The following is a 25979-nucleotide window of genomic DNA, read 5'->3' as shown; positions in this document are numbered from 1 at the left end:
CTAGTACTGAATCTGCGAGCGTTGCCTTACAAAATATGCCTTCAATATCAAGGTTTAAACACGCCTCTTGAAGTTCAGTCATGATCTTTTTCTGATCTGCACAGAAAACCCACAAGGATGACGAAGCAATGAAAGAGAACGTGGCGGCCGTTATCCGAAAACTCATCTCGCCTTCAATGCGGTATGAGATACGGAACGCTGCAAACTGGTGGCAAGACATCCTTGGACGGGCGTGTGTCTGGCGCTGGGAGGTTGCCAGGTTCAGGCTGCAGAAGGACAGCCCTTACGAGATTCTCTATATCGGAAGGAAACAGCAGCGGGAGATGGCCAAGCTGCTCATCGGCGGGAAAAATATCCCTGTGACTGACGGCGAGCCGGTAGCCGCTGCGTCGAATCATGTGGTGGTGGTCAGTGAAGTGCGGACCCCGGGGGCTTTGTCTGTTCCCTTGTACCTGAGTGCTGTCGTTCCGTTGGGGCGATCGATCGAAGACATCACCGCAAAGTACGACAGTGAATTGCGCCGAAACATCCGCAAGAACCGACCGCTCTATCACATGAGGCCGGCGCTGCTGGATGAAGAAATTGCACAGGCCGACAGGGACATGCTGCGGCCTTATGCCCTGGCGAGGCAAGGCATCCACGCTGCGCAATTTCCGACCGAGGAAGTGTTCAGGATAGCCAGGACTGTCGGGCGGCTTGACCTTATCGAGCGGGAGGGCGAGGTGATTGGCTGTCACCTTGGCTGCGTCGTGACGCGTGGTGGAAAACGCTACTGGAGCACGCTGCGCTTCGGATACACCGAGGCGATTTTTTCAGATGCCAAACGGCTGGGCGAAGTCAACGCGATTACCACGTTCATGGCGCTTGAATCGGCGATCAATGAAGGCTTCGATTATTACGACATCGGTCTTTGCGTGGCCCGACCAGATGATGGACTGCTGAGATGGAAAAGAAGGCGCGGCGGTGACGTTGATTCCCTGGGTAACCACGCTTACATGTTTCTGCATCTGCCCAAGACCGGTGTCGCCAGATTCCTGTGGGACACGCCGCTTTTCGCTGCCGAAGGAAAGGAATTGACCCTTCACCTTGGCTTGCCTGACGGGCCCAGCGATGAAGAAGCCGCCAGCCGCTATCATGAAATGGTATTCGGCGGGCTGCACAAGATTTATCTCTACTGCGCCCAGAATTCGGGCGAACAGTTCCTCGAAACCTTGCGCAGTCGCTACGCTAACTTGCAGACCCCACCCGTTATGGAAAGGATTCCATCCAGCTGAGTATTTTTCAGGACACTCTGTCCTGAAGGGAGGACTTTTCATGGAAAGCGATGTCTCGCCAATCACTGCTTCGCCCGCAGGCAATCGAAGGAAATGGACCCTTGCTGCCTACAGGCACATGGCGAGGAAAAGACTTGCGCGCAAGGCAGAGATCAACCTGAAAAGCCTGGCGGTCAAACGCTGGGACGTTGCGCCGGGTGGCGTATCGTATTCTCCACCCGCTTTCTTCCTGCCCGGTCAAATGGAACGGGTGACGGGATGGGAGGCAAAGCGCTTTTACCCGTTCGAGCATCCCGCGCGCACGATGGAAGGGCTGGGTGAAGTGGTCCAAGGCCCGACACGGGGTTACTTGCTCGAGAATGTCTGGCTGATCGATGGAGCGCTCTACAAGGACAACGCAAGTTTCTGGTTGTCTCTGAAACCTGGCAGGTTTCCGCGCATTGTCGTGGAGAACGAGATCGACCGCGGGGCCGTCTTCTGCACGCAAAATGGAAACACCTGGTTTGGCACGCGGTTGATGGAAGACTTCCCGACCTATCCATTGGCCTGCGACGAGGGCATCCCGGTGACCACCGCGCCCTCCGCGCGGTTTCCTCTGTCTGCCCAGACCCTCGCGTACGAAGACTGGCTGGGCATGAAGCCCGTCCGCTTGAACGGCGCGTTTTTTCATGAGCTCGTGCTGTTCGACGATTTCAGCAACAACCAAAGCAGGCACCTGCGTTACCGGGCCATGGGTGAAAAGCTGCTGTCGCACGTGAGCCACGAGGATCACCCTGGTGTGTTCATTCTTCGCGGTAGCGCCGGTGACTTGCGCCTTTTGCGCAACGAACTCGAGATCGCCGAACATCTGCGCAAGACTCGAGGGTTTCGCGTACTCGATCCTTTGAAAACCGACGTCCCGACCATCGTGGCCACCTGCGCCGGAGCGCGGACCGTGATCGGGGTCGAAGGCAGTCAGCTGGTACATGGCGTCAATGTGCTGCAGAAGGGAGGTTCGTTGCTGACGCTGCAGCCACCGAACCGCTTCGTCAGTTATTTCAAATACCTGACGGATCGTGACCAGCAGAACTTTGGTTTTGTGGTCGGAACGCCTGAGGGCGATGGCTTCAAAATCGATATTGAAGAGGTGGAGCGCACACTCGACCTGTTTCCTTCATGACGGCTGCCATGGCCTGCTGATCCGTATTTTTTTACCCGATCTGCCACTTTCGTAACGATGGGGGCAGATCTACAGTCGAGGACGCCTCTTCAGGGAACCTCTGGTCATGTACAGCCTGCTTGCTCGCCCGGGCACCGCTCGCCACTTCCACGACCGTGTCTACGCCGGCGACATCCTGCTTGCCGCGGATTTACCGGCAATGAACGCGCTGGTCGGGTTCACCCGTGCATTCGTCGAAGACGCGCTGCATCCCTGGCTGCCACAACATATCCATCGCCACTTGAACCACGAACAGCAGACAGTCCTGTTCGCCAAATGCCAGAACGAATTCGCTCGCTCGGCCGAGATCCAGCGTCTATGGCACGCCGTCATCGAACAGCTCGGGTTGACCCCGGATTCTCTGGCGTGTGACCGATTGCACTTGCGTTTCCAGCCCCATCGGGAACCCGAGCAGCTCACCCCACGCGCCCGCACCACGGCCACCATCGCCTTCCACCGCGACACATGGGGCTCGAACCTGTACGCGCAGACCAACTGGTGGGCGCCGGTTTATCCGGTCACGGCCGGGCGGACGTTCGCGTTATACCCCGGCCTGTGGCAACGGCCGCTGCTCAACTCGAGTGTCACCTTCGATATGCGTGCCATTCTGCAGCGCTCCCATCAGGATGGGCGCAATGCGGTGGACGCCGACGAGGCCATCCCGCACCTGCTGGAGGCGATTGATTCGGAGGAGGGGATTGCCGTCGAGATCGAGCCGGGCAGCCTCATCGCCTTTTCCGGGGCTCATGCCCATGCCGGCGTCGGCAACAGCACCGGCCTGACGCGGATCTCGTTCGAGACGCGCTCGGTCCTGATCGCCGACGTGATGGCCGGGTTGGGCGCCCCCAACATCGACGGTTATGCGCCGTGGCAGACGCCGGGGTTGTTTCGCCGGATGAGCGATGGAAAACGCCTGAGCGAAATTCTTGGCTGCGGGGTGATCGAGCGCTATTCGCGGCCAGCTTGAAAAAGCGTTGCGAATGGGGCTAGATCCATCCCACTTGCCGCCTCGCCAGGATCTGTTTATGCCGCTGAGTTTTCACAAGATGCACGCCAATGGCGATGACTTCGTGATTGTCGACGCACGAAACTCCGCCAACCCAGTGACCAGCGCCATCGCTCGGCGAATGGGCGATCGCAACCGAGGCATCGGATTCAATCAGCTCGCGGTGCTACTCGATTGCGATGACGCCGCCGCACGCCTGGAGTTCTGGAACGCCGACGGCTCGCCGCTGGATGTGTGTGGCAGCGCAACCCGCGGTGCCGCGGACAGGCTGATGCGTGAAGCCAATTCCACCTCGATAGCGCTCCGCACCAACCGTGGATTGCTGAGCTGTGAACGAACCTCCACCGGCGCCATTTCGGTCAGCATGGGAGCGCCGCTTTTTGCCTGGTCGGATGTTCCTTTGGCTCAGGAAATGGACACGCTCGTGTTGCCTCTGGAAGGTGGCCCGACCGCATGCAGCATGGGCAATCCGCATTGCACTTTTTTTGTGGATGATCTGACGGCGATTGATATCGCGGCAATTGGCCCCGTCATCGAAACCGATCCGTTGTTTCCGCTCAAAACGAACGTGCATTTCGTTCAGATCATTGACCGCCAACACATTCGATTGCGCATCTGGGAGCGTGGGGGTGGGATTCCGCTTGGTTCGGGTTCTTGCTGTTGTGGGGCTGTTGTTAATGGGATTCGTCGGGGCTTGTTGGATGAATCCGTTGAGGTTGAATGTGATGGCGGGACTGTAATCGTTCAATGGGATGGCGCGGGGGCGGCGTTGCTCGTTGGGCCGGTGGAGGCGAGTTTTTCGGGCACAATTGCGGACGGCTTATTGCAAATTTGATTACTGCTTTTTCGTGATAACCAGAGGAGCTCCCCGTTGGGCTTCGAAGCAGACCTGAATGGAATAATTCATTCAACGTCATACATTAGGTCCAAGGCTTTGATCCACTCATCCGTTGCTTCAAATCTTGCGTAATACGCCAGTCTTTCTAAGTCACTCAGTTCAGTGAAAAAGGGAAGGAAATAGTTGTCGTTGTAGTAAGCCTGGGCGCCTTGCATATGACCTCCCCACCAGGAAGGGTTGTAGCCTTCGAACGCAACCCATGGAGGAGGCACGGAAAATTTCTCGTCAACGATGGCAGCCAAAAATTCAGTGCTATTGGTGACCAGTCGTACGGTTACGGAGTTGAATTCTCTGGAAGATGTGAAAAAAATCAAATGTTCATTTTTATGGGTGTTTGAATATTTTTTGACGCATAGATCGTTGAAGGCTCTTTCGGTTGCGTAGTTGAAATTTGATTCAATGAGTGCAAAAAAATCAAGAGTGTCTCGTTGGTCAATTATGAGTGAAGTGTAATAGGCTGCAATGCCTATTCCTTTTAAAGAGTTAGTTCCAGGGGGGAGCAGAAAACTATTACGGGGTAATGAAGCTTTAGCGAAAACTGATTTCAGTTCTGGTACTGAATATCCGACAAACTGCTCTTCTGGCTCTTGCTTTAGGAAGGTCTTGATACGACTGAAAATGTTCATTATCGGCCTCATTCCTGAAGAAATTCGGTGAGCCAACCAGCTCCAAAATAACCAGCGGTACCGAATTTAATCCCTCCAACCGCACCACTGACGACTGCTCCAGGACCTGTTTCAATGCCAACCGCGGCGATTTTTGGCAATTAAGTGAGGGTTGTCTGGAGAGGCATAAATTCTTCTCACCAGAAAGCCATCTTTACCGATCTCATCGACGACAACAAACATGTGAATGTTGGCAGGCATTGGGTAGCCAGAGACATTGCTCACCGAGCCGGCTTGTTGATTTGTCGGAATTTTGCAGGAGAACTCAGTCATGCGTCACCCCACTTTTCCAGTGCCGCCACGCCGGTCGTAATCTCCAGTGTTTCCTGTTTTTTTGTTGCAATACGTGGCGTATGCCCTGATTCGTCGGAAAATCCGGTGTAAACCTGACCGGCCTCATCCCTGATGTAATAGGGCACAAAAGCGAGAGGCTGACCGTCGCTTCCGATAATACGGAATTGTTCATTGAACGGTTGCAACCATAGCGGCATTGGCCACCAGCGCAATCATCCGGATTTGCAGGCTCAGGCCCGACTCGGCTGCAGTACGTGAATCGGGTGTGGCGGGTGACTTCACCGAGGCGGTCCTTTTCGAGGCGCTTCAAACAAAGCGCTGCGCCATGAGTTTTACCATCCGGCGTCCCTTCACAGAAGACGATCCCTCAGAAAATAAGGTCTGGGTGACCCCGCTCAAACCACAGTCTGTGAACGCCCACCCCACGTTTTGCACCTTGAAGGCACACCCCGTCGGCCTAGGATGACCACAGCGGTTGCACCCAGGCGTCGGCCCGCAAACCCGGGCTTACTCCCAGGCGCTCCCGATAACAAGAAAGACACATCTTGACCGGACTGGAGAGAATCTGATGAAACCCCTGATTGGACTTATGCTCGGCGATGTAACCGGCATTGGCCCTGAGTTGGTCGTCAAGCTGTTGTCGACACCTGAGGCACGTGAGCGGGCGGATGTGGTGATCATTGGTGACGAGCGGGTGCTCGAACTGGGCATGCGCGATGCTGATCGGCGCATTCCCTACCGGAAAATCACCCACCTGAGCGAGGCCGACCACACCCAGGCGGCCGTGCCGCTGATCGATCTGCACAACGTTGACCCGGCCTTGTATGAACGTGGTGTGGTCAACGCAGAATCGGGTCGGCTGACCGGCGAAACCCTGAAGATCATGACCGACATGGCCCTGGCCGGTGAGCTGGACGGCATCTGCTTCGCGCCGCTGAACAAGGCCGGCCTGCATCGCGGTGGCTGGCATTATCACGACGAGCACCAGATGTTTGCGGCCTGGACCGAGCACGTCGGTTACTTCGGTGAGGTCAACATCATCCCGCAGTTCTCGACCTTCCGCGTGACCTCCCATGTGGCCCTGCGCAAGGCCGTCGACATGGTGCAGCCGGATCGCATCGAAGGCGCATTGCAACTGGCCCACGACACCTTGCGCGCACTGGGCAACGACGCCCCGCGAATCGGTGTCGCCGCGCTCAATCCCCATGGCGGCGAGAACGGTCTGTTCGGTGACGAAGAGATCACGATCATTCGCCCGACCCTTGAAGCCTTGCGTTTGAAAGGCCTGGCCTGCGAAGGGCCGTTTCCTTCCGACACGGTATTCATCAAGGCGCGCAACGGCGATTTTGACGCGGTGGTGATCATGTATCACGACCAGGGCCAGATCGCGACCAAGCTGCTGGGCTTTTCGTCCGGCGTGACCCTGACCGGTGGCCTCAAGACCGTCTATGCCACCCCGGCCCATGGCGTGGCGTACGACATCGTCGGCAAAGGCATCGCCGACGTCGGTGCCATGGCTGCTGCGTTCCGCGTGGCCAGCGATAACGCTGCCGCGCGCAAGCTCAAACGCTGAGCCCTCCACGAACAACAAGAGCAGGGCGTAACGCCCAGGCCAGGCATACCGATAGAGGCTGAGACCATGTTCGAGAATTTCACCAAAACCATCACCAAAACCAGCGGCGCTGACATCGTTACTGTCGTGGGTGGCGAAGGCCCGCCCTTGCTGCTGATGCACGGCAACCCGTTCAATCACCTGTCCTGGCACAAGATCGCACCACGCCTGGCCAGGGACTTCACCGTGGTCTGCACCGACTTGCGCGGCTATGGCGACAGCTCCAAACCGGAGGGCGGCGGTGATCATTCGGCGTATTCGTTCCGTGCCATGGCCCAGGATCAGGTCGAAGTCATGCAGTCGCTGGGCTTCGAGCAGTTCTATGCCGCCGGCCATGACCGAGGTGCGCGGGTGCTGCATCGCATGTGCCTGGACCACGGCGACAAGGTGTTGAAAGCGGGTTTCGTCGACATGCTGCCGCAGCATTACTTGCTCAACAACGTCACGCGTCAGTGGGGCAAATTCTCCTGGCACTGGTTCTTCATGACCCAGGACGCGCCGACGCCGGAGCGCATGATGAACGCCGACCCGGAGTTCTTCATCCTGCGCAAACTGTCGAAGACCGACCAGGGCACCAGCTTCTTCGGGCCCGAAGCACTAGCCGATTACATCCGCTGCATCAAGAACCCGGCCACCACCCACGCCATGTGCGAAGACTATCGCGCCACGTTCGGCATCGACCTGGACATGGACACCGCTGACTTCGACGCCGGCCGGCGTATCGATAACCCGGCGCTGATCCTCTGGGGCGAGAAGGGCGGTGTTGGCCGCAACCACAACGCCGCGCAAATCTGGAGCCGCTACGCCACCAACATTGTGCAGACCGCCACGGTGCCTTCGGGGCACTACTTGCAGGAAGAGTGCCCGGACGAGACCTACGAGGTGCTCAGCGGCTTCTTCAAGTAACGCCATGACAGGCGGTCCGGGATGACCGCCTGCCCACTACAACTATAAAAAAGGTGGAAAAAATGATTCCGACTACGCTTGCGCAAAAACGCAGGGCAACGCTGACCTTCGTGTTGCTGTGCGTCATGGCCTTCATCATGTACGTGGACCGCACCAACCTCGCGGTCGCCGCACCGACGATCAGTAAAGAGCTGGGTTTCAGCAACACTAATCTGGGCATGATGTTTTCCGCGTTTGCCATCGCCTACAGCTGCTTCATGATTCCCGGCGGCTGGTTCAGCGACCGGATCGGTTCGCGCAAGGCGATGTTGCTCTACGGCATTATCTGGTCGGTCGCGACCATTGCCACGGGCCTGGTCAGCGGTCTGGTGGTGCTGGTGATTGCCCGTTTCGTGGTCGGCATCGGCGAAGCGCCGATCTACCCGACCGCGGCGCGCATGATCGCTCGCGCCATCCCCATCACTCAGCGCGGCACGGCCCAGGGCATGATGCATGCGTCCGGACGCCTGGCCAACGCACTGGCACCGTTGATCGTGACGTTCATGATCATCCAGTTTTCCTGGCGCATGACCTTTGTCATCCTCGGCGTGGTGACACTGATCTACATGTTCGTGATGTATTTCAGCCTCAGCGAGTCGAAGAAACTGGTCGAGGCCACGGCCGCTGCACCGGTGGCGCCTGTGGTCGCCGCTCCGGTCAACTGGCCGCAGATGCTGCGCAGGGTCTGGCCGGCGGCCGCCACCTGTTTTTGCCACGGCTGGGTGTTGTGGTTCTTCCTCAACTGGATTCCGTCGTTCTTCACCCAGCGTTACGGCATGGACCTGACCCACACCGCCATGTTTTCGACCTTCGTGCTGCTCGGCGGAACGGTCGGCACCGCGGTCGGCGGCATGCTCTCGGACTGGCGTTTCAAGGTCACCGGCAACCGCCTGCGCTCACGTCGCGACCTGATCATCTTCGGCTTCCTGGCCTCGATCATTGGCCTGATTCCGCTGATGTTCACCCACGACCTGATGATCTGCGCCTGCGGCCTGAGCTTCTCGTTCTTCTGCTCGGAACTGGCCGACTCGCCGCTCTGGGTGATTGGCACCGAGGTGTCCCACGCCCACTCCGCGACTTCCAGCGCCTGCACCTTCACCGGCATGGCCTTGGCCGGTGCGGTGTCGCCGGTGGTGATCGGCTGGTTGCTGGACATCACCGGCAATAACTGGTCAGTGGCATTCGGCGCGTCGATCGCCGTGGTGCTGATGGGGCCGATATTGGCCATGTTCATCAAGCTGGACGACGAGCCGGCGCCGGAGCCCGTTTCATTGGTGCATTCGAGCGCGCCTGCGACCCAGAGCTGAAGTCCGGGCGTTTTCGGATGGTTATCTTTAATTGAGATAACCCTGATCGAATTAATTCGCTTCTTAAGATATCTGCGCCTGCGTAGGGTTTACCTGTCTTGAGAGCAACTTTCCATTCGATCAAAGCGGAACGCCATTGCACGTGAATTATTCCGATCGTAACCAGAAGTATTGGCGCCGAAACCTGGCCGTGTGTGTTTTCGGCTCGTTCACTACGCTGGTCAGCCTGAGCATGTTGTTGCCCTTCTTGCCGCTGTACGTCCAGCAACTGGGCGTTACGGCGCAGGCTGACGTGGTGCAATGGTCGGCGGTGGCCTTCGGCGCGACGTTCCTGGGGACCGCTGTGACGGCCCCGATCTGGGGGCGCCTGGCTGACCGCTATGGCCGCAAACCCATGCTGGTCAGAGCGGCCATCGGCATGGCCGTTGTGATGTCGCTGATCGGGCTGGCGCACAACGTGACCGAACTGGTCGCACTGCGCCTCTTCGCTGGCCTCATCGGTGGCTACGCGTCCGCCTCGATTGTCATGATCGGCTCCCAGGTTCCACGGGAACGGGCCGGTTGGGCCTTGGGGGTTTTGTCCACGGGCGCCTTGTCCGGCAACCTGATCGGGCCGTTGGTGGGCGGTTTCCTGCCGGAGTTCGTGGGTATCCGCGGCACGTTTTTCGTCGGCGGCGGGATGATCGCGGTCGCTGCCTTTGCGACCCTCCTGCTGGTGCGCGAGGACTTCGATCGTGTGGCGGATGCGAGACAACGGGGCAAGAAAAACCAGCCTGAGGAGACGGGTTCGAAATGGCCGGTCATCGGCGCACTGCTCGTGACCGCAATGATGGTGCTCCTGGCCAATATGTCGATCGAGCCGATCATCACCGTCTACATTGGCGACCTCGGCGTGCCGTTGGATCGTCAGGCCCGTGTCGCGGGTTTTGTCATGGCCGCTTCAGCGCTGGGCAGTATTTTGACCGCCGCCAAGCTGGGGGCGCTGGCAGACCGGGTCGGCAGCTGGAACGTGATCATCGGCTGTCTGCTATTGACGGGGTTGGTCATGGTGCCCCAGGCCTTCGTCACGCAATGGTGGCAACTGGCGGTTTTGCGCGGTGTCATGGGGATGACCCTTGCAGGCCTGCTGCCGGCGATTGCCAAGCTGATCCGGCATTCGGTCGAAGAGCACAACACCGGGAAAATCCTCGGTTATCTGCAATCGGCGCAGTTTTCCGGGCAGGTGATCGGGCCACTGATCGGTGGGCAGATTGGCGCTCACTTCGGCTTGCATCATGTGTTCCTGGTGACGGCCGCGCTGTTACTGCTCTGCGCCGGAATGAACGGCTGGATGAGCTATCGCTACATGGGCTCGAGTGCCGGCACCCCGTCCAGTCGCACGCTGTCCAGAAAGGTCGATAGCGCGCTGGAAAAGTAGCCATCGATGCGCCGGACAAATACCGTCTCTACGTCGGCGATATCCGGTGTCAGCTTATGCACGTTGACCAACCCGTCGCGCAACGCACTGGCGACAACGCCTCTGGGTAACAATGTGACGCCGACGCCGGCGGAAACGCAGGCAACGATGGCTTCGATCGATCCGAACTCAAGTGGCTCGGGCGCCGGGACGCCCAACCGGGTCAGCAGGGAATCCAGGCGTTGGCGATAGGAACAACCGATTCGAAAGACGACGGTCTTCAGATTGTCGACGGAGGCGACTTCGTCCAGGCGATTGATCGCGGTAGACGTTACTAAAACCAGCTCTTCGCGGAAGGCTGGTTCACTCAGTAACTCCGGGTGATTGACCGGTCCCACCACAAACGCGCCTTCAAGCTTACAGTCGATGACCCCCTGGATCAGGCTGCACGTGGTGCCGGTGCGAATCAGCGGGCGAACGTCAGGGTAGGCCTTGGCGAACCTGGCGATCAGTCGTGGCAGACGCAGCGCCAGCGTCGTCTCCAGCGTACCGATCTCGAATACGCCCCTTGGGTGTCCATCGTCGCGCGCGGCGCTGGAGGCATCGAAGAGCAGCTTCGACAGGCGCGCGGCGAAGGGCAGGATCCGCCGCCCGGCCGGCGTGATCTGGACACCTCGGGCGCTGCGTTGAAACAGCGCCACCCCCAGCTCCTCTTCCAGCGCTCGAATCCTTGCCGACACGTTCGACTGCACGGTATTCAGTTCGCTGGCCGCCTTGTTCATGCTGCCGTGCCGCGCGACCGCGTCAACCACCTTGAGGTCCGTCATATCCATCAAATTCACCTATCTCTAAAAGCAATAACTGACTCAAATAATACACGTTGAGGAGATTGGGTTTCGCAAATCGCAATGGCAAGAATAGGCAATGGCTGGTTCATCAAAACAGATCACAAGCATCATTAATGATCGTTTTACATGATTCGGTGCCAGGCATAGGTTGAGGGTGCAAATACCCCGCAGCCAGTGGCAAATCGAGTCTTCGAATTGAGGCTGTGGAACAACAATAAACGCTTCCACTGCTACACGGAGTCAACGTGAACCATGCAATCGAATCAGCCAGAATTCGCAACCATCCCCGGTATCAGGAATTGGTCTCAAGGCAGCGAAGGTTCGTCGCTTGTCTTGTCGCCGCCACCCTCGTTCCTTACTTCACGTTCATCCTCATCGCCGCGTTCGCGCCGCACCTGCTGGCGCAGAAGCTTTCTGCGACCAGCGTCATCAACATAGGCTGGCCGCTTGGCGTTGCCTTCATCGTCGGGGCCTGGTTGTTTACGGGCCTGTACATCCTTCGGGCCAATGGTGAGTTCGACGCCCTCACCACAGAAATTCGCGAAGGAGCCATCGTATGAAAACCCTTCTTCGCTACCTCATTGTTCCTGCTCTCCTGAGCGCGGCAGCCACGTGCGCCTCGGCGGCCGACACCTTGCAGGCGGTTGAAAAACAACCCCTCAACATCACCGCCATTGCGATGTTCCTCGTCTTCGTGCTGACGACGTTGGGCATTACTTACTGGGCGGCCAACAAGACCAAGTCGATGGACGATTTCTACAACGCCGGCGGCGGCATCACAGGCTTCCAGAACGGCCTGGCGCTGGCCGGGGACTACATGTCGGCGGCTGCGTTACTGGGTGTCACCAGCATGATTTTCTTCAACGGCTTCGATGGGGTGCTGTACTCGATCAGCTTCTTCGTTGCCTGGCCATTGCTGTTGTTCCTGTTTGCCGAGCGCATCCGCAATCTGGGGCGTATTACGCTCTCGGACATTGCGTCTTTTCGACTCGATCAAAACCGGATTCGCACCCTGACCGCGTTCGGTTCGTTGACCGTGGTGTGCTTCTATCTGGTGGTGCAGATGGTGGGCGCAGGGCAGTTGATCCAGCTGCTGTTCGGTCTGCCCTACAACTATGCGGTGATCGCGGTCGGGTTGTTGATGGCGGTCTACGTCACGTTTGGCGGGATGGTCGCCACCACGTGGGTGCAGATCATCAAGGCCGGGCTGTTGCTGGTGGGCGGAACCTTGCTGGCGGTATTGGCGCTGAGCAAGTTCGGGTTTTCCTTCGAACAGTTGTTCACGCAGGCGGTGGCCGCTCATCACGATGGTGAACTGATCCTGCTGCCCAGCAAACTGGTGGCCGATCCGTTGGCGCTGATCTCGCTGTCCCTTGGCCTGGTGTTCGGCACGGCCGGATTGCCGCATATCCTCATGCGTTTTTTCACCGTGCCGGATGCGCGGCAAGCGCGCAAATCGGTGTTCATCGCGACGGGTTTCATCGGCTTCTTCTACCTGATCGTAGCGGTGCTCGGGCTGGCGGCGATCGTGATCGTCGGGCGCGATCCGGCGTTCTACGAGTCCGGCATTCTGGGTGGCAAGCTCATTGGCGGTGGCAACATGCCGGTGATGCACCTGGCCAAAGCGGTGGGGGGCGACCTGTTACTGGGCTTCATCTCCGCGGTTGCGTTTGCCACGATCCTGGCGGTGGTCTCCGGACTGACGATGGCGGGGACCTCGGCGATTTCCCATGACCTCTACGTCATGGTCTTCAAGAAAGGCCGGGCCGAAGCGAAAGACGAGCGCCGTGTTTCGCGGATCGCTTCGGTCGGCATCGGTATCGTTGCGGTGGTGCTGGGCATCCTGTTCAAGGACCAGAACATCGCCTTCCTGGTGGCGCTGACGTTTGGCGTGGCAGCCTCGGTCAACTTCCCGATTCTCGCGCTTTCGATGTACTGGAAAGGGCTGACGACGCGAGGGGCATTGATCGGTGGCATCGCCGGACTGGTGAGCTCGGTCAGCCTGGTGATTCTCTCGCCGGCGGTGTGGGTCAAGGTGCTGGGCAACCCCGAGGCTATTTTCCCCTTCGACTACCCGGCGATCATCTCGATGAACGTGGCGTTCTTCTTTACCTGGCTTGGCTCGGTCACCGATCGCAGCAGCGAGGCCGCGCTGGAGCGGGAGCGTTTCGATGACCAGCTCATCCGTGCCCAGACCGGCCTCGGGGCCTCGCAGGCTGTCAATCATTAAGACACAGCCCGTCATTTTCCTATCCTGATTTGCGCACTCTGCCAAAAGGAGTCTGCCATGCAACTTCGAGACAATGGCTTAAGGTTTTCACCCATCACCGTGGCGCTGCACTGGGTTGTGGCGCTGTCGCTGCTGGCGATCGTCGGCTTGCAGCTGATGATCGACCAGGCCTCCAGCGACACCGCGCGGATGCCGCTTGCCCACATGCAAAACCTGGTGGGGCTGATTCTGTTTCTGGTGTCGGTCTATCGATTCTGGGCCAGGATCACCTCTTACCATCCGCTGCCCGTGGGCACGCCGAATCCCATCGAGGTCATCATCAGCCGTTCGGTTGCGGTGGCGCTCGCCCTGGCGATGGTGCTGCTGCCGATAGCCGTCTGGGCTTCCCGTTCGGCGGGCGGCGAGGCCGTGGTTTTGCCTGGAGGATTCTCCATTCCAACGCTCTTGCCCACTCACGCCGGACTCAAACATGTCGTTGATGTGCTGTTCGATATTGGCGCTTCGGCGTTTCTCGCGGGGCTGGCCTTGCATGTCTTCGGTGCGGTCAAGAATCACTTTCTCCTGAAGAACAACACGCTCAAGCGGATGCTTGGAAAACATGTGGAGCTGTGAGTCATGAACGAAGCCAGATCCGATTTCGCAGGAAACGCCATCACTCGACTGTGCGGCGTGAAGTACCCGATCTTTCTCGGTGGCATGGCAGCCATTTCCGGCCCGCAGCTCGTGGGGGCGGTGGCCAATGCCGGGGGGATGGGGGTGCTGGGCGGTTTGCGTCTGCCGCCGCTGACCTTGCGCCGGTGGATACAGGAAACCCGTGCACTGACCGATAAGCCTTTTGGTGTGAACCTTGTTCCACAGTTCGGCGGCCCGGACGTTTTCGAAGCGCAGTTTCAGGTGGTGCTGGAAGAAAAACCGCGACTGCTTTCACTGTTTTACGCCGAGGCCTATTCCGCCGACATGATTCCCCGCGCGAAGGACGCGGGGCTGACGGTCATGGTGCAGGTGGGGTCGGTTGAACTTGCCAGGATTGCCATTGCACAAGGCGCCGACATTCTCGTGGCGCAAGGCAGTGAAAGTGGCGGTCATTTGAACCGAGGCACCATCGGCATCATGCCGCTGTTGTCCTCAATCCTGGGTGTTTCGGAGGGGCGACCGGTCCTGGCCGCGGGCGGTATCGTGGCGGGCGATGATGTCCGGGCGCTGATGTCGCTCGGTGCGTCAGGTGTGGTGGTGGGCACGGCGTTTATCGCCACCGACGAGTCGAATGCGCACCCGCTCTACAAACAAAAGATCGTGGAAGCGACGACGGATGACACCGAGTACCGGACCGGTTATTCGTTCGGCTGGACCTACGGTACGCCTCACCGGGTGATCCCCAATCGGGACAAGTGGAACCTGCTGCGCTTCATCGGCGGCGGCGCCCGGGCGATCGACAAACCGCGGATGGCGAAAAAGCTGTCGCTGTACGCGGGGCAGGGGGTGGGCAAGATTCACAGTGTCGTCCCGGCGGCCGAGCGCGTGGTTGAGCTGGTCTCGGGGCTGCCGATGACAACAAGCCGGTTGCCAATGGAGGAGGGTGAAGCCGTCAACTTTGCCGCTCAAGCCTAATGCTGATCACTTAAGTGCGGGCTCCACACAATTGTGGCGAGGGGATTTATCCCCGTTCGGCTGCGAAGCAGTCGCCAATCCGGACAATTCAATCTATTTGGCCGGACGCTGGGGCCGCTTCGCGACCCAACGGGGCGGTGCGACGTTTCGCTAAATCCCTTCACCACAGATTTCTTGCCTGCCTGAAGATTTTCTTAAGTGAACAACATTCTGGTCATTGCCGGCTATTCACGCCACCGCCGGCCGGGCGATCTGGTTTTGTGCCAGGCCGATGAACGCGCTCATGGCCGAGGTGATCATCGTGTCGTTTCGGCGGATGAAGACGGTCGAGACGTTGGCGAATTCCGGCGGGAGCGTGTGGCAACGAATGGCATGCCGTACGCTGCAATTTTCCGCGATGGCCTTGGGCAGCAAGGTCACGCCCATGCCGGCGGCGACGCACGACAGGATACCGTCGAGGGTGCCCAGTTCCATGATCTGGTTGGGCACCAGCCCGACCTGATAAAACCAGTTTTCCAGGGTGGAGCGGTAGAAGCAGCCGGTGCGGAAGACCAGTACGGTTTGCTGCGGGATTTTCTCGATCAGCGCGGGCAGTGACGGGAACTGATTGCTGCTGACCAGCACCAGTTCCTCCTGGAAAACCTCTTCCTGGGTCAGCGCCGAATTCTGGTGGAATCCGCCGACGAATGCGCCGTCGAGTCGATGCGCTTCAATCGCCTTGATCAGTTCGGAAGTGGTCCCGGTCAACAGCGACAACTGAACCTCGGGGTATTTCTCGCGGTACTTCGTCAGCACTTGCGGCAAGCGGATGGCGGCGGTGGTTTCCATTGAGCCCAACCGCAGCAGGCCCGCCGGAATGCCGGTATCCATCAGGGCGTTGCGACTCTCTTCTGTCAGTTGCAGGATGCGCCGCGCATACCCGAGGAAGGTCTGGCCCGCCGAGGTGAGCACCACCCCGGACTTTTTGCGGATGAACAGTTCCCGGTTCAGTTCGGCTTCCAGCTCCTTCACCCGCATGGTGACATTGGACTGCACCGTATTCACATTGACGGCGGCCGCAGTGAAGCTGCCAAGCTCGGCAACCGCGCAGAAAATCTTCAGTTGGCGCATTTCCATGATCTTGCCACCTATCATAAAAAGTGATGAATAGCATCACGAGTCATCATTTTACGATCATTGTCGACGGTTAGTAAAGTCAACAAAACAGACGAATGAGCGCTGCCGGACGATGAACCTGACTTCAAGAATTGACCATGTCTTTGCCGGCGGCATGGGCGTCCTGATGCCTGAAGGGCAACGTTCAGGCATCTTCAAACAGCGACGTGCCGGCCCCGCTCGCGTGGAGGTCCAGGGGATTGTCGGAGATGAGCACGCCGATCGCCGGGTTCACGGCGGTCCGGAAAAAGCAGTTCATCACTATGCGGCAGAAAACTATCAGCGCCTGGCGCAGGCCTTTGCACAGTGCGCCCCGGAACTGATCCCGGGCAGCCTCGGGGAAAACCTCTCAGCGCTCGGGCTCTCTGAGCGAAACGTGCACATCGGCGACGTGTTCCAGGTGGGCAGTACGGTGTTGCAAGTCTCTCAGCCACGCAGCCCGTGCTGGAAAATCAACCATCGTTTTGACGCCGAACGCATGTCGATGCATGTCGCCAAAGAGCGCATCACCGGTTGGTATTACCGGGTGCTTCAGCCGGGATTTATCGAGGCCGGGGACACGATTGAACTGCTGGAACGGCAGACGCAGCGCTTTTCCATCGATGAGTTCTGGCAGGTGCAGCTGTCGCACCGGCCGGTGATCGACGACCTGCTCGCGCTGGCCGCCATCCGTGGCCTGGCCGAGGACTGGAAGCGGCGCCTGTCGGAGCGGGCGAAATGGCTGCAAAAAGCTGTTCAAGACAAATAACTGCCCGCCCGTGGCGAGGGCGCTTGCTCCCTCGCCATCAAAACAGCTTCACCATTTGTGATCACCAGAATCATTAATCATCATTTTACATGATCCAAAGGCTGGCCTACTTTGACGCTGAGGCGCGCCGACAGGACCGCCTGGCAATCCCGAACAACAAAAAGAGATGGTCCTTATCCACCACCAGGGGACACCCGCCATGAGCACCCAGCCAGCAGACATCGCACATTACATTCACGGCCGCGTGACGCACGGTTCTTCGGGCCGCACGCAGAACGTCACCAACCCCGCCCTCGGCTCCGTCATCGGCAAAGTGGCGCTCGCCAATGCCGCTGAAGTCGACGCAGCGGTGAAGTCGGCGGCACAGGCTTTTCCGGCCTGGTCGGCGCTGCCGCCACTGCGTCGGGCACGCATCATGTTCAAGTTCCTGGCGCTGCTCAACGAGCACCGCGACACCCTGGCGCGAATGATCACCGCCGAGCATGGCAAGGTCTTCACCGATGCCCAGGGTGAAGTGACGCGCGGCATCGAGGTCGTCGAGTTCGCCTGCGGCATCCCGCAATTGCTCAAGGGTGACTACACCGAGCAGGTCTCGACCAACATCGACAACTGGACCATGCGCCAGCCGCTGGGCGTGGTGGCCGGCATCACCCCGTTCAACTTCCCGGTAATGGTGCCGATGTGGATGTTCCCGGTGGCCATCGCCTGCGGCAACACCTTCGTGCTCAAGCCAAGCCCGATCGACCCGTCGCCCTCGTTGCTGATCGCCGAACTGTTCAAGGAAGCCGGGCTGCCCGACGGCGTGTTTAACGTCGTGCAGGGCGACAAGGAAGCGGTGGATGCGCTGATCGATCACCCGGACGTCAAAGCCGTGAGTTTTGTCGGCTCAACGCCGATTGCCAATTACATCTATGAAACGGGCGCCCGCCACGGCAAGCGTGTGCAGGCGCTCGGGGGCGCGAAAAACCACATGGTAGTGATGCCGGACGCCGACATCGATCAAGTGGTGGACGCGCTGATCGGCGCGGCATTCGGCTCTGCCGGCGAGCGTTGCATGGCGATCTCGGTGGCGGTTTTTGTCGGGGATGTCGCGGACAAGGTGATGCCCAAACTGGTGGAACGCACCCGCGCGCTCAAAGTCCTCGAGGGCATGAACCTGGCCGCGGAGATGGGCCCGATCGTGTCGCAAGTCGCGTTGCAGCGCATCACCGGGTACATCGAACAAGGTATTGAAGAAGGCGCAGAACTGCTGGTCGACGGCCGTGGTTTTGACGGTGCTCAGGCTGGCGCGAACTGTTCCGAAGGGTTCTGGCTCGGTGGCACGGTGTTCGACCATGTCACGCCCGAAATGAAAATCTACAAAGAGGAGATCTTCGGCCCGGTGCTCGCGTGCATGCGCGTCAAGGATTTTGCCGAGGCGGTCAATCTGGTCAACGCCCACGAGTTCGGCAATGGCACCGCCTGCTACACCCGTGACGGCCACATCGCCCGTGAATTCGCCAGCCGCATTCAGGTGGGCATGGTTGGCATCAACGTGCCGATTCCAGTGCCGATGGCGTGGCATGGCTTCGGCGGCTGGAAGCGTTCGCTGTTCGGTGACACACACGCCTATGGCGAAGAGGGCGTGCGCTTCTACACCAAGCAGAAGTCGATCATGCAACGCTGGCCGAACAGCATCGCCAAGGGCGCTGAGTTCGCCATGCCGACGTCCAAGTAATACGGTTTCTGCTCCACAGGTTTGGGGTTGGGTGACGTGTTGGCACGGGCTGGCACGGCATCTTTTTTCCCAGGGGGGGCGAATTCCTCGCCCCCGGTTTTTTCGCACAGGTGAATCGCTATGCCGTTGCTCAAGTTCGACATCCTCCAGGGGCGCAATGACGAGCAGCTCAAGACGCTTCTGGACGCGACCCATCAGGCGATGGTCGAGGCCTTTGAAGTGCCCGCCAGTGATCGCTATCAATGCGTCACCCAACACCGTCCCGGTGAGTTGGTGCTGCACGACACGGGATTGGGCTACACGCGCTCGGCCAATGTGGTGTTGCTGACGGTGATTTCGCGACCGCGCTCACAAGCGCAGAAGGCCGCGTTTTACCGCTTGCTGGCCGAGAGACTACGTGCCGATTGCGGCTTGTCGCCCGATGACCTGATTGTTTCGCTGGTGGAAAATGCCGATTCGGACTGGTCCTTCGGCCGGGGACGGGCGCAATTCCTGACCGGCGAACTGTAGCGCCGGGCAGCGCCGAGTGCTCAGGCACCATCGGTTTTACTCACACTCATCACGTACAGGTGCTGTCATGTCCAGTCCACTGCTGTCCCTTTTGAACATTCAACTGCCGATCCTTCAATCCCCCATGGTGGGCGTTTCCACACCCAGGCTCGCGGCTGCGGTGTCGAGTGCCGGCGGTCTGGGCTCCATCGGCATCGGGGCGAGCAGCGTCGAGCAGGCGCGGGCCATGATTCGAGAGACGGCGGCACTGACGGATAAACCCTTCAATGTGAACCTGTTCTGCCACCAGCCTGCCGTGCATGACAGCGCCCGAGAGGCGCAATGGCTGAGTTTCCTGACACCGTTTTTTGCCGAGTTCGGCGCCGCCGCGCCGTCGTCGCTGCGCGAGATCTACACCTCGTTCGTCGAAGACCCGGACATGCTGCAGATGCTGCTGGAAGAAAAACCGGCGGTGGTCAGCTTCCATTTTGGATTGCCCCCACAATCCGCCGTCGATGCGCTCAAGGACGCCGGCATCGTGCTCTTGTGCTCCGTAACGAGCCTGGCCGAAGCGCAGTTGGCGGAGCACGCCGGCGTGCATGCGCTGGTGGCTCAAGGTTACGAAGCCGGGGGCCATCGCGGTGTATTCGACCCGCAGCAGGACACGGAAATGGGCACGTTTGCGCTGGTGCGTGTGTTGACCCGCGCTTGCAGACTGCCGGTGATCGCGGCGGGTGGCATCATGGACGGCGCAGGCATCAAGGCGGTCATGCAACTGGGCGCCAGTGCAGCGCAGCTGGGCACGGCATTTATCCTCTGTCCTGAATCCTCCGCCAACAGCGCTTACCGTGAGGCCTTGAAGGGGCCGCGCGCACACCAAACCAAAGTCACCAGTGTGATTTCCGGCCGTCCTGCCCGTGGCATGGTCAATCGCAACTTCACCCTCCTTGCGACGGCTGCCACGGCACTCCCCGACTATCCGCTGACCTATGACGCCAACAAGGCGCTCAACGCCGCCGCGACCGCGCAGGCAAACACTGATTTTGCCGTGCAGTGGGCCGGGCAGGGCGCACCGCTGGCGCGTGAATTGCCGGCCGCAGCGCTGGTGAATCTGCTGGCGGCGGAAATGAAAGCCTGACTTGAGACATTGCTGCCTGCAGCGATTCAGAGGATCCGTCCGATCACCGAGTGAGTAGCCCTAAGCAATGTGCCACAATCGCATTCGTCGCAGCATCACGATCAGGCGGATGAAATGGATGGCCTTGGATTGCGGTTCGAAACGGAAGATTTAATCGTCAGTCAGGTGCGCACGGACCGATTGCACCAGCTGTTCCGCCAGTCGGTCTCGGCGGTTTTCGGCAGCTTTCTCGCGGTTTTGATGCTGTGCTGGCTGTGCTGGGAGCGTTTTGATCACACGGTCATCGCGTGGTGGATCGCGATACTGGCAGCGTCGTCGCTGTTGCGGATCTTGATGTTCATCGCCTATTTGCGCAGCCCCCCCAGTGAGCGCACCCCTGAGCGCTGGGAGCGCACGTATTGGGTCACGCTCGTGTTGTCCGCCGGTATCTGGGGCGGGGGCGCGCTGACGGTCATGCCAGCCGATGACCTGTTGGCCCAGGCGCTGGTCATGCTGTTTTGCGTCGGGATGTCGGTCAGTGCGGTGTCCTGTTACTCGGCCTATCGCTACATGACGATCGTGTCCATTTCCCTGGTGTTGCTTCCTTGTACGATCTGGCTGTTGTTTCAAGCCTCGTCCTTGCAGGTCGGCATGGGAGTGGCGGTGCTGGTGTTCGCCTCCTTTGTATTCAGCGCGACGCGCAACCTGTCCGACGCACTGGAAACCGCCTTCCGTCTAACCCGTGAAATGGAGCAGGCACACAGTGTTTCCACGCGTGCCGCCCAGACCGATGAACTCACGGGCCTGATGAATCGCCGGGCTTTTTTCGAGCACGCGCAGCATCTATATGGCCACTGCAAGAACAACCAGTTGCCGCTGTGTGCCGTCATGCTGGACATGGATCACTTCAAGCACATCAATGACACCTACGGGCATCAGGTCGGGGATCAGGTGCTGCGGCAAATGGGGGCCGTCATCAGCCGTTCGTTTCGCGAAACCGACGTGTACGGGCGGTTGGGCGGGGAGGAGTTTGCCGTTTTGCTGCCGGACACGTCGATTGAAGTCGCACAGCACATTGCCGAGGAGCTCATCCAGTCGATCGCCGGCCTGATGACCGGGCCGGTCCATCGTATCTCGGCCAGCGGCGGTGTCGCCTCGATGAATGCCGACGATAACGATCTGCACAGTTTGATGAACAACGCGGACAAGGCGCTGTATCGAGCCAAGGCGCGCGGGCGCAATCAGGTCGCAGTGTCTGAATAGGCCGGCAGGTGGTCAGGACACTTCCCTGTAGCGTCCAGGCGTCATGCCGAACCAGCGTATGCAGGCTTTATGAAAGCTGCTCTGATCGCGAAAACCCAGCAGCGCGCCGATGTACTTCACACTGCGCGCTGAATTGCGCAGGAAGTTATGCGCGAGCATCAGTCGCGCTTCATCCTGCAGTGCCGAGAAGTGCATGTCTTCATTGCTCAAGCGCCGTTGCAGGCTGCGTGCACTCACGCCGACCGCCTGGGCGATCCGGTTCAGGTCGCTGGGCACGCCTTGGGCCAGCCGCTCGGAAAGCACCTGTCGAACACGTTCGGTCATTGAGCCGTTGAGCAGCAGGTTCAAGCGTGTGCGGGCGTATTCGACATGCAGGACATCCAGTGCAGGATCGGCCGTCGGCAATGCAATCGAGCAGTCGTCGAGGCTGAACGTCAGGCTGTTGTAAGACGCGCCGAATGACAGGTTGCTCCCGAGCAAGTGTTCCAGCCGGGTGGTATCCGCTGGTTTGGGGTAAGTAAAGGTCGCCGCCACGGGTTGCGGCTTGCGCTTGGGCAACAGCCAGTGCACCAGTCCCACGGTTTGCGCGGCACCGGCATCGATGAAGGCCCGGGGTGTCAGCGACGGCTGGGCGCTGATGTCGAAGCCGATCAGCTTCAGCGCTGTCGGTTCCTGGTCCAGGCACATGTAGAAGCCATTACAGATCAGCGATTGATAATCCACCAGCCGATGCAGCGCGGAGCCCAGCGTGGCGCAAGACATCACGGCGTAGCCCAGCACCTCCAGGTTCGCCGGATGCGCGCGGGCATAAGCCAGCAAACCAATGTCCGGGTTACCGGTACGTTTTTCCGCTTCAGCCATCACCTTATAGACCAGCTCTAGCCTGACGCCGTTGGGGTTTGCCCAGACCTCCTCGTTGCTGCTGCCGAACTCTTCGAGCAAGGTTTCCACGTTGGCGCCGGCGTCGGTCAAGACGTCGGCGAGCACCCGAAAACCGGTGCTGGTCATTCTGTGCATGATTCTTCCCGGCGTAATGGCTAATTGATGTCGCGCAAGCCGGCGCATGATCGCAATAAACAAATGGTCACAGTCGATTAACACAACCGACACGTTTCCAAGGACAAGCGAAAGGTATCCGGGAACACTTCCTGACCGGTCGGCGAGCGTCGATTATGGCCGGCAGTCAACGCTGCAGTTGCAGGAGCGCCGCGTGGCGTCGCCATATTCACCCGGCGGCAGGACGCCGCTTTGTCTACGGATGTGACATGCACAGAGTGAAGAATTTTTACAATGAACTGGCACAGGGCAAGTTGGTGTTGGCGTTTCAGCCGGTCGTCTGGTTGCCCGACAGTCGCCGGGTGCTGTACCAGGAAGGGCTGTTGCGGCATATCGATGCACAGGGCGAGGGGGTTTATCCTTTCGCCATGCTGGAAAAGCATCAGTTGATGCGTGAGCTTGACCGCAGCGTGGTGAGCTGCGTGATTGAACGTCTGCTGCAAAACGAACACCTGCGGCTGGGCTGCAACATCTCCGCGCAAAGCGCCATCGTTGACCACTACTGGCAACCGATTCTCATGCAATTGCGCGACACCCCTTCGGTGGCCGCGCGACTGGTGATTGAAGTGACCGAAAGCGCCACGCCGCCAAGCACCTCGGCGGCGATCGAATTCGTGTTGTGCCTGCGGGAGATGGGTTGCCGGGTGGCCATCGATGATTTTGGCTCGGGCCTGGGTACGCTGGAATTCATCCGGCAGACCCGGCCGGATATCGTCAAGATCGATCAGGGCTACCTCCAGCGCGCACGCCTGGAGACCAACAGCGCCCAGACCCTCGGTCATCTGGTGCAGCTGTGCAAGACGCTGGCGCCGTGCGTGATCATCGAGGGGATTGAATCCGAAGCCGATCGCGCCCTTGCCACTGCCTGCGGTAGCGAGTGGGGTCAGGGTTATCTCTTCGGCCGTCCGCAGATCGATGCGCTGGGAGCTCGGTGCCAACTGCAACCCGGAGCGTGATCACGCAGCACGATGCAACGAATGCCACGTCATGGCCTCATATGAAAACGAGCAGTGCCTTTGGTGCAGAAGGGCGGATGCCATTTTTTCATGACGAGAGGTGATTGTTTCCATGACGGCAGCTGAGAAAAACCATGTGGACTGGCTGGTCGAACAATCGATGCTGCATGCCGCAAGACAACGGGCCAGGCTCTACTCGGGGCAAGGCCGGTTGTGGCAACAGCCCTATGCGCATACCCGGCCCCGTGACGCCTCGGCCCTCGCTTCGGTGTGGTTCACCGCGTACCCGGCGTCGATTGTCACCCGGGAAAACGGTACGGTGCTCGAAGCCCTGGGGGACGAAACCTTATGGCACGCCTTGTCGAGAATCGGTATCCAGGGCATTCACAACGGCCCGCTGAAAAGGTCTGGCGGCCTGTCGGGCACCCAACACACGCCCACCATTGACGGCAACTTCGACCGCATCAGTTTCGACATCGATCCACAGTTGGGCACCGAGGCGCAGCTGCAAGCGTTGGTGCGCATGGCCGCTGCGCACAATGCGGTGATCATCGACGACGTCATCCCGTCGCACACCGGCAAAGGCGCGGACTTTCGCCTGGCCGAGATGGCGTATGAAGACTATCCGGGGCTCTACCACATGGTGGAAATCCGCGAGGAAGACTGGCCGCTGCTGCCCGATGTTCTCGAGGGCCGCGACGCGCAGAACCTCAGTCCGCAGCAGGTCGATGTGCTGCGCGACAAGCATTACATCGTCGGCCAGTTGCAGCGGGTGATTTTCTTCGAGCCCGGAGTCAAGGAAACCGACTGGAGTGCGACACCGGTCGTGATCGGGGTCGATGGCAAACCGCGACGCTGGGTTTACCTGCATTACTTCAAGGAAGGGCAACCGTCGCTGAACTGGCTGGACCCGACCTTCGCCGCGCAGCAGATGATCATCGGCGACGCGCTGCACGCCATCGACGTGATGGGGGCGAAAATCCTGCGTCTGGACGCCAACGGTTTTCTCGGCGTTGAACGCAAGCTCGATGGCACCGCCTGGTCGGAAAGTCATCCCTTGTCGATCACCGGCAACCAGTTGCTGGCCGGGGCAATTCGCAAGGCGGGCGGTTTCAGTTTTCAGGAACTGAACCTGACCGTTGACGATATCGCCGCCATGTCCCACGGCGGGGCCGATCTTTCCTATGACTTCATCACCCGACCCGCTTACCAGCATGCGTTGCTGATGGGCGATACCGAATTCCTGCGCTTGATGCTGCGCCAGATGCACACCCTGGGCATCGACCCGGGCTCGCTGATCCACGCCTTGCAGAACCATGACGAACTGACCCTCGAACTGGTGCATTTCTGGACGCTGCACGCCCATGACACTTTCCTCTATCAGGGCCAGACCTTCCCCGGCAACATCTTGCGCGAGCACATTCGCGAGCAGATGTACGAACGCCTGGCCGGCGAACACGCGCCGTATAACCTGAAATTCGTCACCAACGGCGTGTCCTGCACCACCGCCAGCATCATCACGGCAGCGCTGGGGATTCGTGACCTCGATGCCATTACCGCAGCGGATATCCAGCAGATCCGCCAGATTCATGTGCTGCTGGTGATGTACAACGCGATGCAGCCCGGCGTGTTCGCGTTATCGGGTTGGGACCTCGTCGGCGCACTGCCGTTGCCGGCAGAGCTGGTCGCACATTTGATGCTCGACGGCGACACACGCTGGATTCATCGCGGCGCCTACGATCTGGTTGATCTCAATCCGGAAGCGGAGCTGTCGGAAGGTCAGATGCCGCGCCCGAAAACGCTGTATGGCAGCCTGACCAGTCAACTGAAAGACCATGACTCCTTTGCCTCGCAGCTGAAGCGAATCCTGGCGGCGCGCCGTTCCTATGATATTGCCGCGAGCCGTCAGATCCTGATCCCGGATGTCGAGCATCCGGGGTTGCTGATCATGGTCCACGAACTGCCGGCCGGCAAAGGCACCCAGATCACCGCGCTGAACTTCGGCTCGACAGCGATCACCGAGACCCTGCACCTGCCCAATATTGCGCCGGGGCCGGTGGTCGACATCATCAATGAACGGGTCGAGGGTGATCTGACGCCTGAAGGGGAGTTCACGATTACGCTGGATGCTTATGAAGGGTTGGCACTGCGTGTGGTCAGCAGTTCGCCGATGATTTAGCCCTCCCAAGGCGATGTG

At 59.5% G+C, this 25979-nt stretch carries 25 protein-coding genes; 19 read left to right on the top strand and 6 right to left on the bottom strand.

The genetic code is table 11. The features are described from left to right. The first annotated feature begins 128 nt into the window (after window positions 1–128). The 4 genes from ACM6IQ_RS22140 (at window position 129) to dapF (ending at window position 4313) form a co-directional block, all read left to right on the top strand. Window positions 129–1274 (top strand): hypothetical protein, encoded by a 1146-nt coding sequence (locus ACM6IQ_RS22140; protein ID WP_017338121.1) that lies wholly within the window; start codon window positions 129–131, stop codon window positions 1272–1274. Window positions 1275–1314: 40 nt separating this feature from the next. Next, a complete protein-coding gene (locus ACM6IQ_RS22135) occupies window positions 1315–2433 on the top strand; it encodes a glycosyltransferase 61 family protein (protein ID WP_414879856.1) in 1119 nt (372 codons plus the stop codon). Window positions 2434–2539: 106 nt separating this feature from the next. Further along, window positions 2540–3439, top strand: a complete 900-nt coding sequence (locus ACM6IQ_RS22130; protein WP_414879855.1) for a hypothetical protein — start codon at window positions 2540–2542, stop codon at window positions 3437–3439. A 58-nt stretch (window positions 3440–3497) separates the two neighbouring features. Beyond that, window positions 3498–4313 carry a diaminopimelate epimerase gene (dapF, locus tag ACM6IQ_RS22125; RefSeq protein WP_414879854.1) on the top strand — a complete coding sequence of 272 codons (816 nt, stop codon included), beginning with the start codon at window positions 3498–3500 and terminating at the stop codon, window positions 4311–4313. A gap of 68 nt (window positions 4314–4381) precedes the next feature. Here dapF and ACM6IQ_RS22120 read toward each other — a convergent pair whose 3' ends face one another. From ACM6IQ_RS22120 to ACM6IQ_RS22110, 3 genes are all read right to left on the bottom strand, one after another. Continuing rightward, a complete protein-coding gene (locus ACM6IQ_RS22120) occupies window positions 4382–5002 on the bottom strand; it encodes a hypothetical protein (RefSeq protein ID WP_414879853.1) in 621 nt (206 codons plus the stop codon). Between the two features lie 111 nt (window positions 5003–5113). Next, window positions 5114–5314 (bottom strand): hypothetical protein, encoded by a 201-nt coding sequence (locus ACM6IQ_RS22115; protein ID WP_414879852.1) that lies wholly within the window; start codon window positions 5312–5314, stop codon window positions 5114–5116. Beyond that, the gene (locus tag ACM6IQ_RS22110; protein ID WP_414879851.1) at window positions 5311–5532 is read right to left on the bottom strand and encodes a hypothetical protein; all 222 of its coding nucleotides are present in this window, start codon (window positions 5530–5532) and stop codon (window positions 5311–5313) included. Before ACM6IQ_RS22110 ends, ACM6IQ_RS22115 begins: the two co-directional genes overlap by 4 nt. Window positions 5533–5903: 371 nt before the next feature. Here ACM6IQ_RS22110 and ACM6IQ_RS22105 point away from each other — a divergent pair, with 371 nt between their 5' ends. From ACM6IQ_RS22105 to ACM6IQ_RS22090, 4 genes are all read left to right on the top strand, one after another. Beyond that, complete coding sequence (locus ACM6IQ_RS22105) at window positions 5904–6908, top strand: PdxA family dehydrogenase (protein WP_414879850.1); 1005 nt, start codon at window positions 5904–5906, stop codon at window positions 6906–6908. A gap of 66 nt (window positions 6909–6974) precedes the next feature. Continuing rightward, the gene (locus ACM6IQ_RS22100) at window positions 6975–7853 is read left to right on the top strand and encodes an alpha/beta fold hydrolase (RefSeq protein ID WP_017338129.1); all 879 of its coding nucleotides are present in this window, start codon (window positions 6975–6977) and stop codon (window positions 7851–7853) included. Window positions 7854–7915: 62 nt separating this feature from the next. Then, window positions 7916–9199, top strand: a complete 1284-nt coding sequence (locus ACM6IQ_RS22095) for an MFS transporter (protein WP_414879849.1) — start codon at window positions 7916–7918, stop codon at window positions 9197–9199. Window positions 9200–9341: 142 nt separating this feature from the next. After that, window positions 9342–10616: an MFS transporter gene (locus ACM6IQ_RS22090; protein ID WP_414879848.1), complete on the top strand. Its 1275-nt coding sequence runs from the start codon at window positions 9342–9344 to the stop codon at window positions 10614–10616. Here ACM6IQ_RS22090 and ACM6IQ_RS22085 read toward each other — a convergent pair. Next, window positions 10541–11428 (bottom strand): LysR family transcriptional regulator, encoded by an 888-nt coding sequence (locus ACM6IQ_RS22085; protein ID WP_414879847.1) that lies wholly within the window; start codon window positions 11426–11428, stop codon window positions 10541–10543. The two genes, ACM6IQ_RS22090 and ACM6IQ_RS22085, sit on opposite strands and share 76 nt — an antisense overlap. A 260-nt stretch (window positions 11429–11688) precedes the next feature. On the opposite strand from ACM6IQ_RS22085, the gene ACM6IQ_RS22080 reads away from it, so the two are divergent. Genes ACM6IQ_RS22080 through ACM6IQ_RS22065 form a run of 4 tightly spaced genes read left to right on the top strand, consistent with a single transcriptional unit; the run spans window position 11689 to window position 15281 of the window. Then, on the top strand, window positions 11689–12003 hold the full coding sequence (locus ACM6IQ_RS22080; RefSeq protein ID WP_017338133.1) for a DUF485 domain-containing protein: 315 nt from the start codon (window positions 11689–11691) through the stop codon (window positions 12001–12003). Continuing rightward, window positions 12000–13673 (top strand): cation/acetate symporter ActP, encoded by a 1674-nt coding sequence (actP, locus tag ACM6IQ_RS22075; RefSeq protein ID WP_414879846.1) that lies wholly within the window; start codon window positions 12000–12002, stop codon window positions 13671–13673. Before ACM6IQ_RS22080 ends, actP begins: the two co-directional genes overlap by 4 nt. A gap of 57 nt (window positions 13674–13730) precedes the next feature. Further along, window positions 13731–14285: a cytochrome b gene (locus ACM6IQ_RS22070; RefSeq protein WP_414879845.1), complete on the top strand. Its 555-nt coding sequence runs from the start codon at window positions 13731–13733 to the stop codon at window positions 14283–14285. A gap of 3 nt (window positions 14286–14288) precedes the next feature. Further along, complete coding sequence (locus ACM6IQ_RS22065; RefSeq protein WP_414879844.1) at window positions 14289–15281, top strand: NAD(P)H-dependent flavin oxidoreductase; 993 nt, start codon at window positions 14289–14291, stop codon at window positions 15279–15281. A 228-nt stretch (window positions 15282–15509) separates the two neighbouring features. Here the strand turns inward: ACM6IQ_RS22065 and ACM6IQ_RS22060 are convergent, their stop codons facing one another. Continuing rightward, on the bottom strand, window positions 15510–16397 hold the full coding sequence (locus ACM6IQ_RS22060) for a LysR family transcriptional regulator (protein ID WP_031318761.1): 888 nt from the start codon (window positions 16395–16397) through the stop codon (window positions 15510–15512). A gap of 112 nt (window positions 16398–16509) precedes the next feature. On the opposite strand from ACM6IQ_RS22060, the gene ACM6IQ_RS22055 reads away from it, so the two are divergent. The 5 genes from ACM6IQ_RS22055 to ACM6IQ_RS22035 all read left to right on the top strand — a co-directional run bounded on the left by ACM6IQ_RS22055 (window position 16510) and on the right by ACM6IQ_RS22035 (window position 21770). Next, complete coding sequence (locus ACM6IQ_RS22055) at window positions 16510–17184, top strand: MOSC domain-containing protein (RefSeq protein WP_414879843.1); 675 nt, start codon at window positions 16510–16512, stop codon at window positions 17182–17184. Between the two features lie 199 nt (window positions 17185–17383). Continuing rightward, window positions 17384–18901: a CoA-acylating methylmalonate-semialdehyde dehydrogenase gene (locus tag ACM6IQ_RS22050; RefSeq protein ID WP_414879842.1), complete on the top strand. Its 1518-nt coding sequence runs from the start codon at window positions 17384–17386 to the stop codon at window positions 18899–18901. A gap of 120 nt (window positions 18902–19021) precedes the next feature. Continuing rightward, entirely contained in the window at window positions 19022–19411 is a 390-nt protein-coding gene (locus ACM6IQ_RS22045; protein ID WP_017338140.1) for a tautomerase family protein, read from the top strand. A 67-nt stretch (window positions 19412–19478) separates the two neighbouring features. Beyond that, window positions 19479–20528: an NAD(P)H-dependent flavin oxidoreductase gene (locus tag ACM6IQ_RS22040; protein WP_017338141.1), complete on the top strand. Its 1050-nt coding sequence runs from the start codon at window positions 19479–19481 to the stop codon at window positions 20526–20528. 114 nt (window positions 20529–20642) lie between these two features. Beyond that, window positions 20643–21770: a diguanylate cyclase gene (locus tag ACM6IQ_RS22035; protein WP_414879841.1), complete on the top strand. Its 1128-nt coding sequence runs from the start codon at window positions 20643–20645 to the stop codon at window positions 21768–21770. A gap of 12 nt (window positions 21771–21782) precedes the next feature. Here the strand turns inward: ACM6IQ_RS22035 and ACM6IQ_RS22030 are convergent, their stop codons facing one another. Beyond that, the gene (locus ACM6IQ_RS22030) at window positions 21783–22787 is read right to left on the bottom strand and encodes an AraC family transcriptional regulator (RefSeq protein ID WP_017338143.1); all 1005 of its coding nucleotides are present in this window, start codon (window positions 22785–22787) and stop codon (window positions 21783–21785) included. Between the two features lie 248 nt (window positions 22788–23035). Here ACM6IQ_RS22030 and ACM6IQ_RS22025 point away from each other — a divergent pair, with 248 nt between their 5' ends. Continuing rightward, the gene (locus ACM6IQ_RS22025; RefSeq protein ID WP_414879840.1) at window positions 23036–23782 is read left to right on the top strand and encodes an EAL domain-containing protein; all 747 of its coding nucleotides are present in this window, start codon (window positions 23036–23038) and stop codon (window positions 23780–23782) included. 112 nt (window positions 23783–23894) lie between these two features. Continuing rightward, a complete protein-coding gene (gene treS / locus ACM6IQ_RS22020) occupies window positions 23895–25961 on the top strand; it encodes a maltose alpha-D-glucosyltransferase (RefSeq protein ID WP_414879839.1) in 2067 nt (688 codons plus the stop codon). Window positions 25962–25979: the final 18 nt, after the last annotated feature.

Source organism: Pseudomonas sp. IT-P100, from assembly GCF_949767185.1.
In the GTDB taxonomy this organism is placed as follows: Bacteria; Pseudomonadota; Gammaproteobacteria; order Pseudomonadales; family Pseudomonadaceae; genus Aquipseudomonas; species Aquipseudomonas fluorescens_B.
This window is presented reverse-complemented; position numbering and strand designations above follow the sequence as displayed.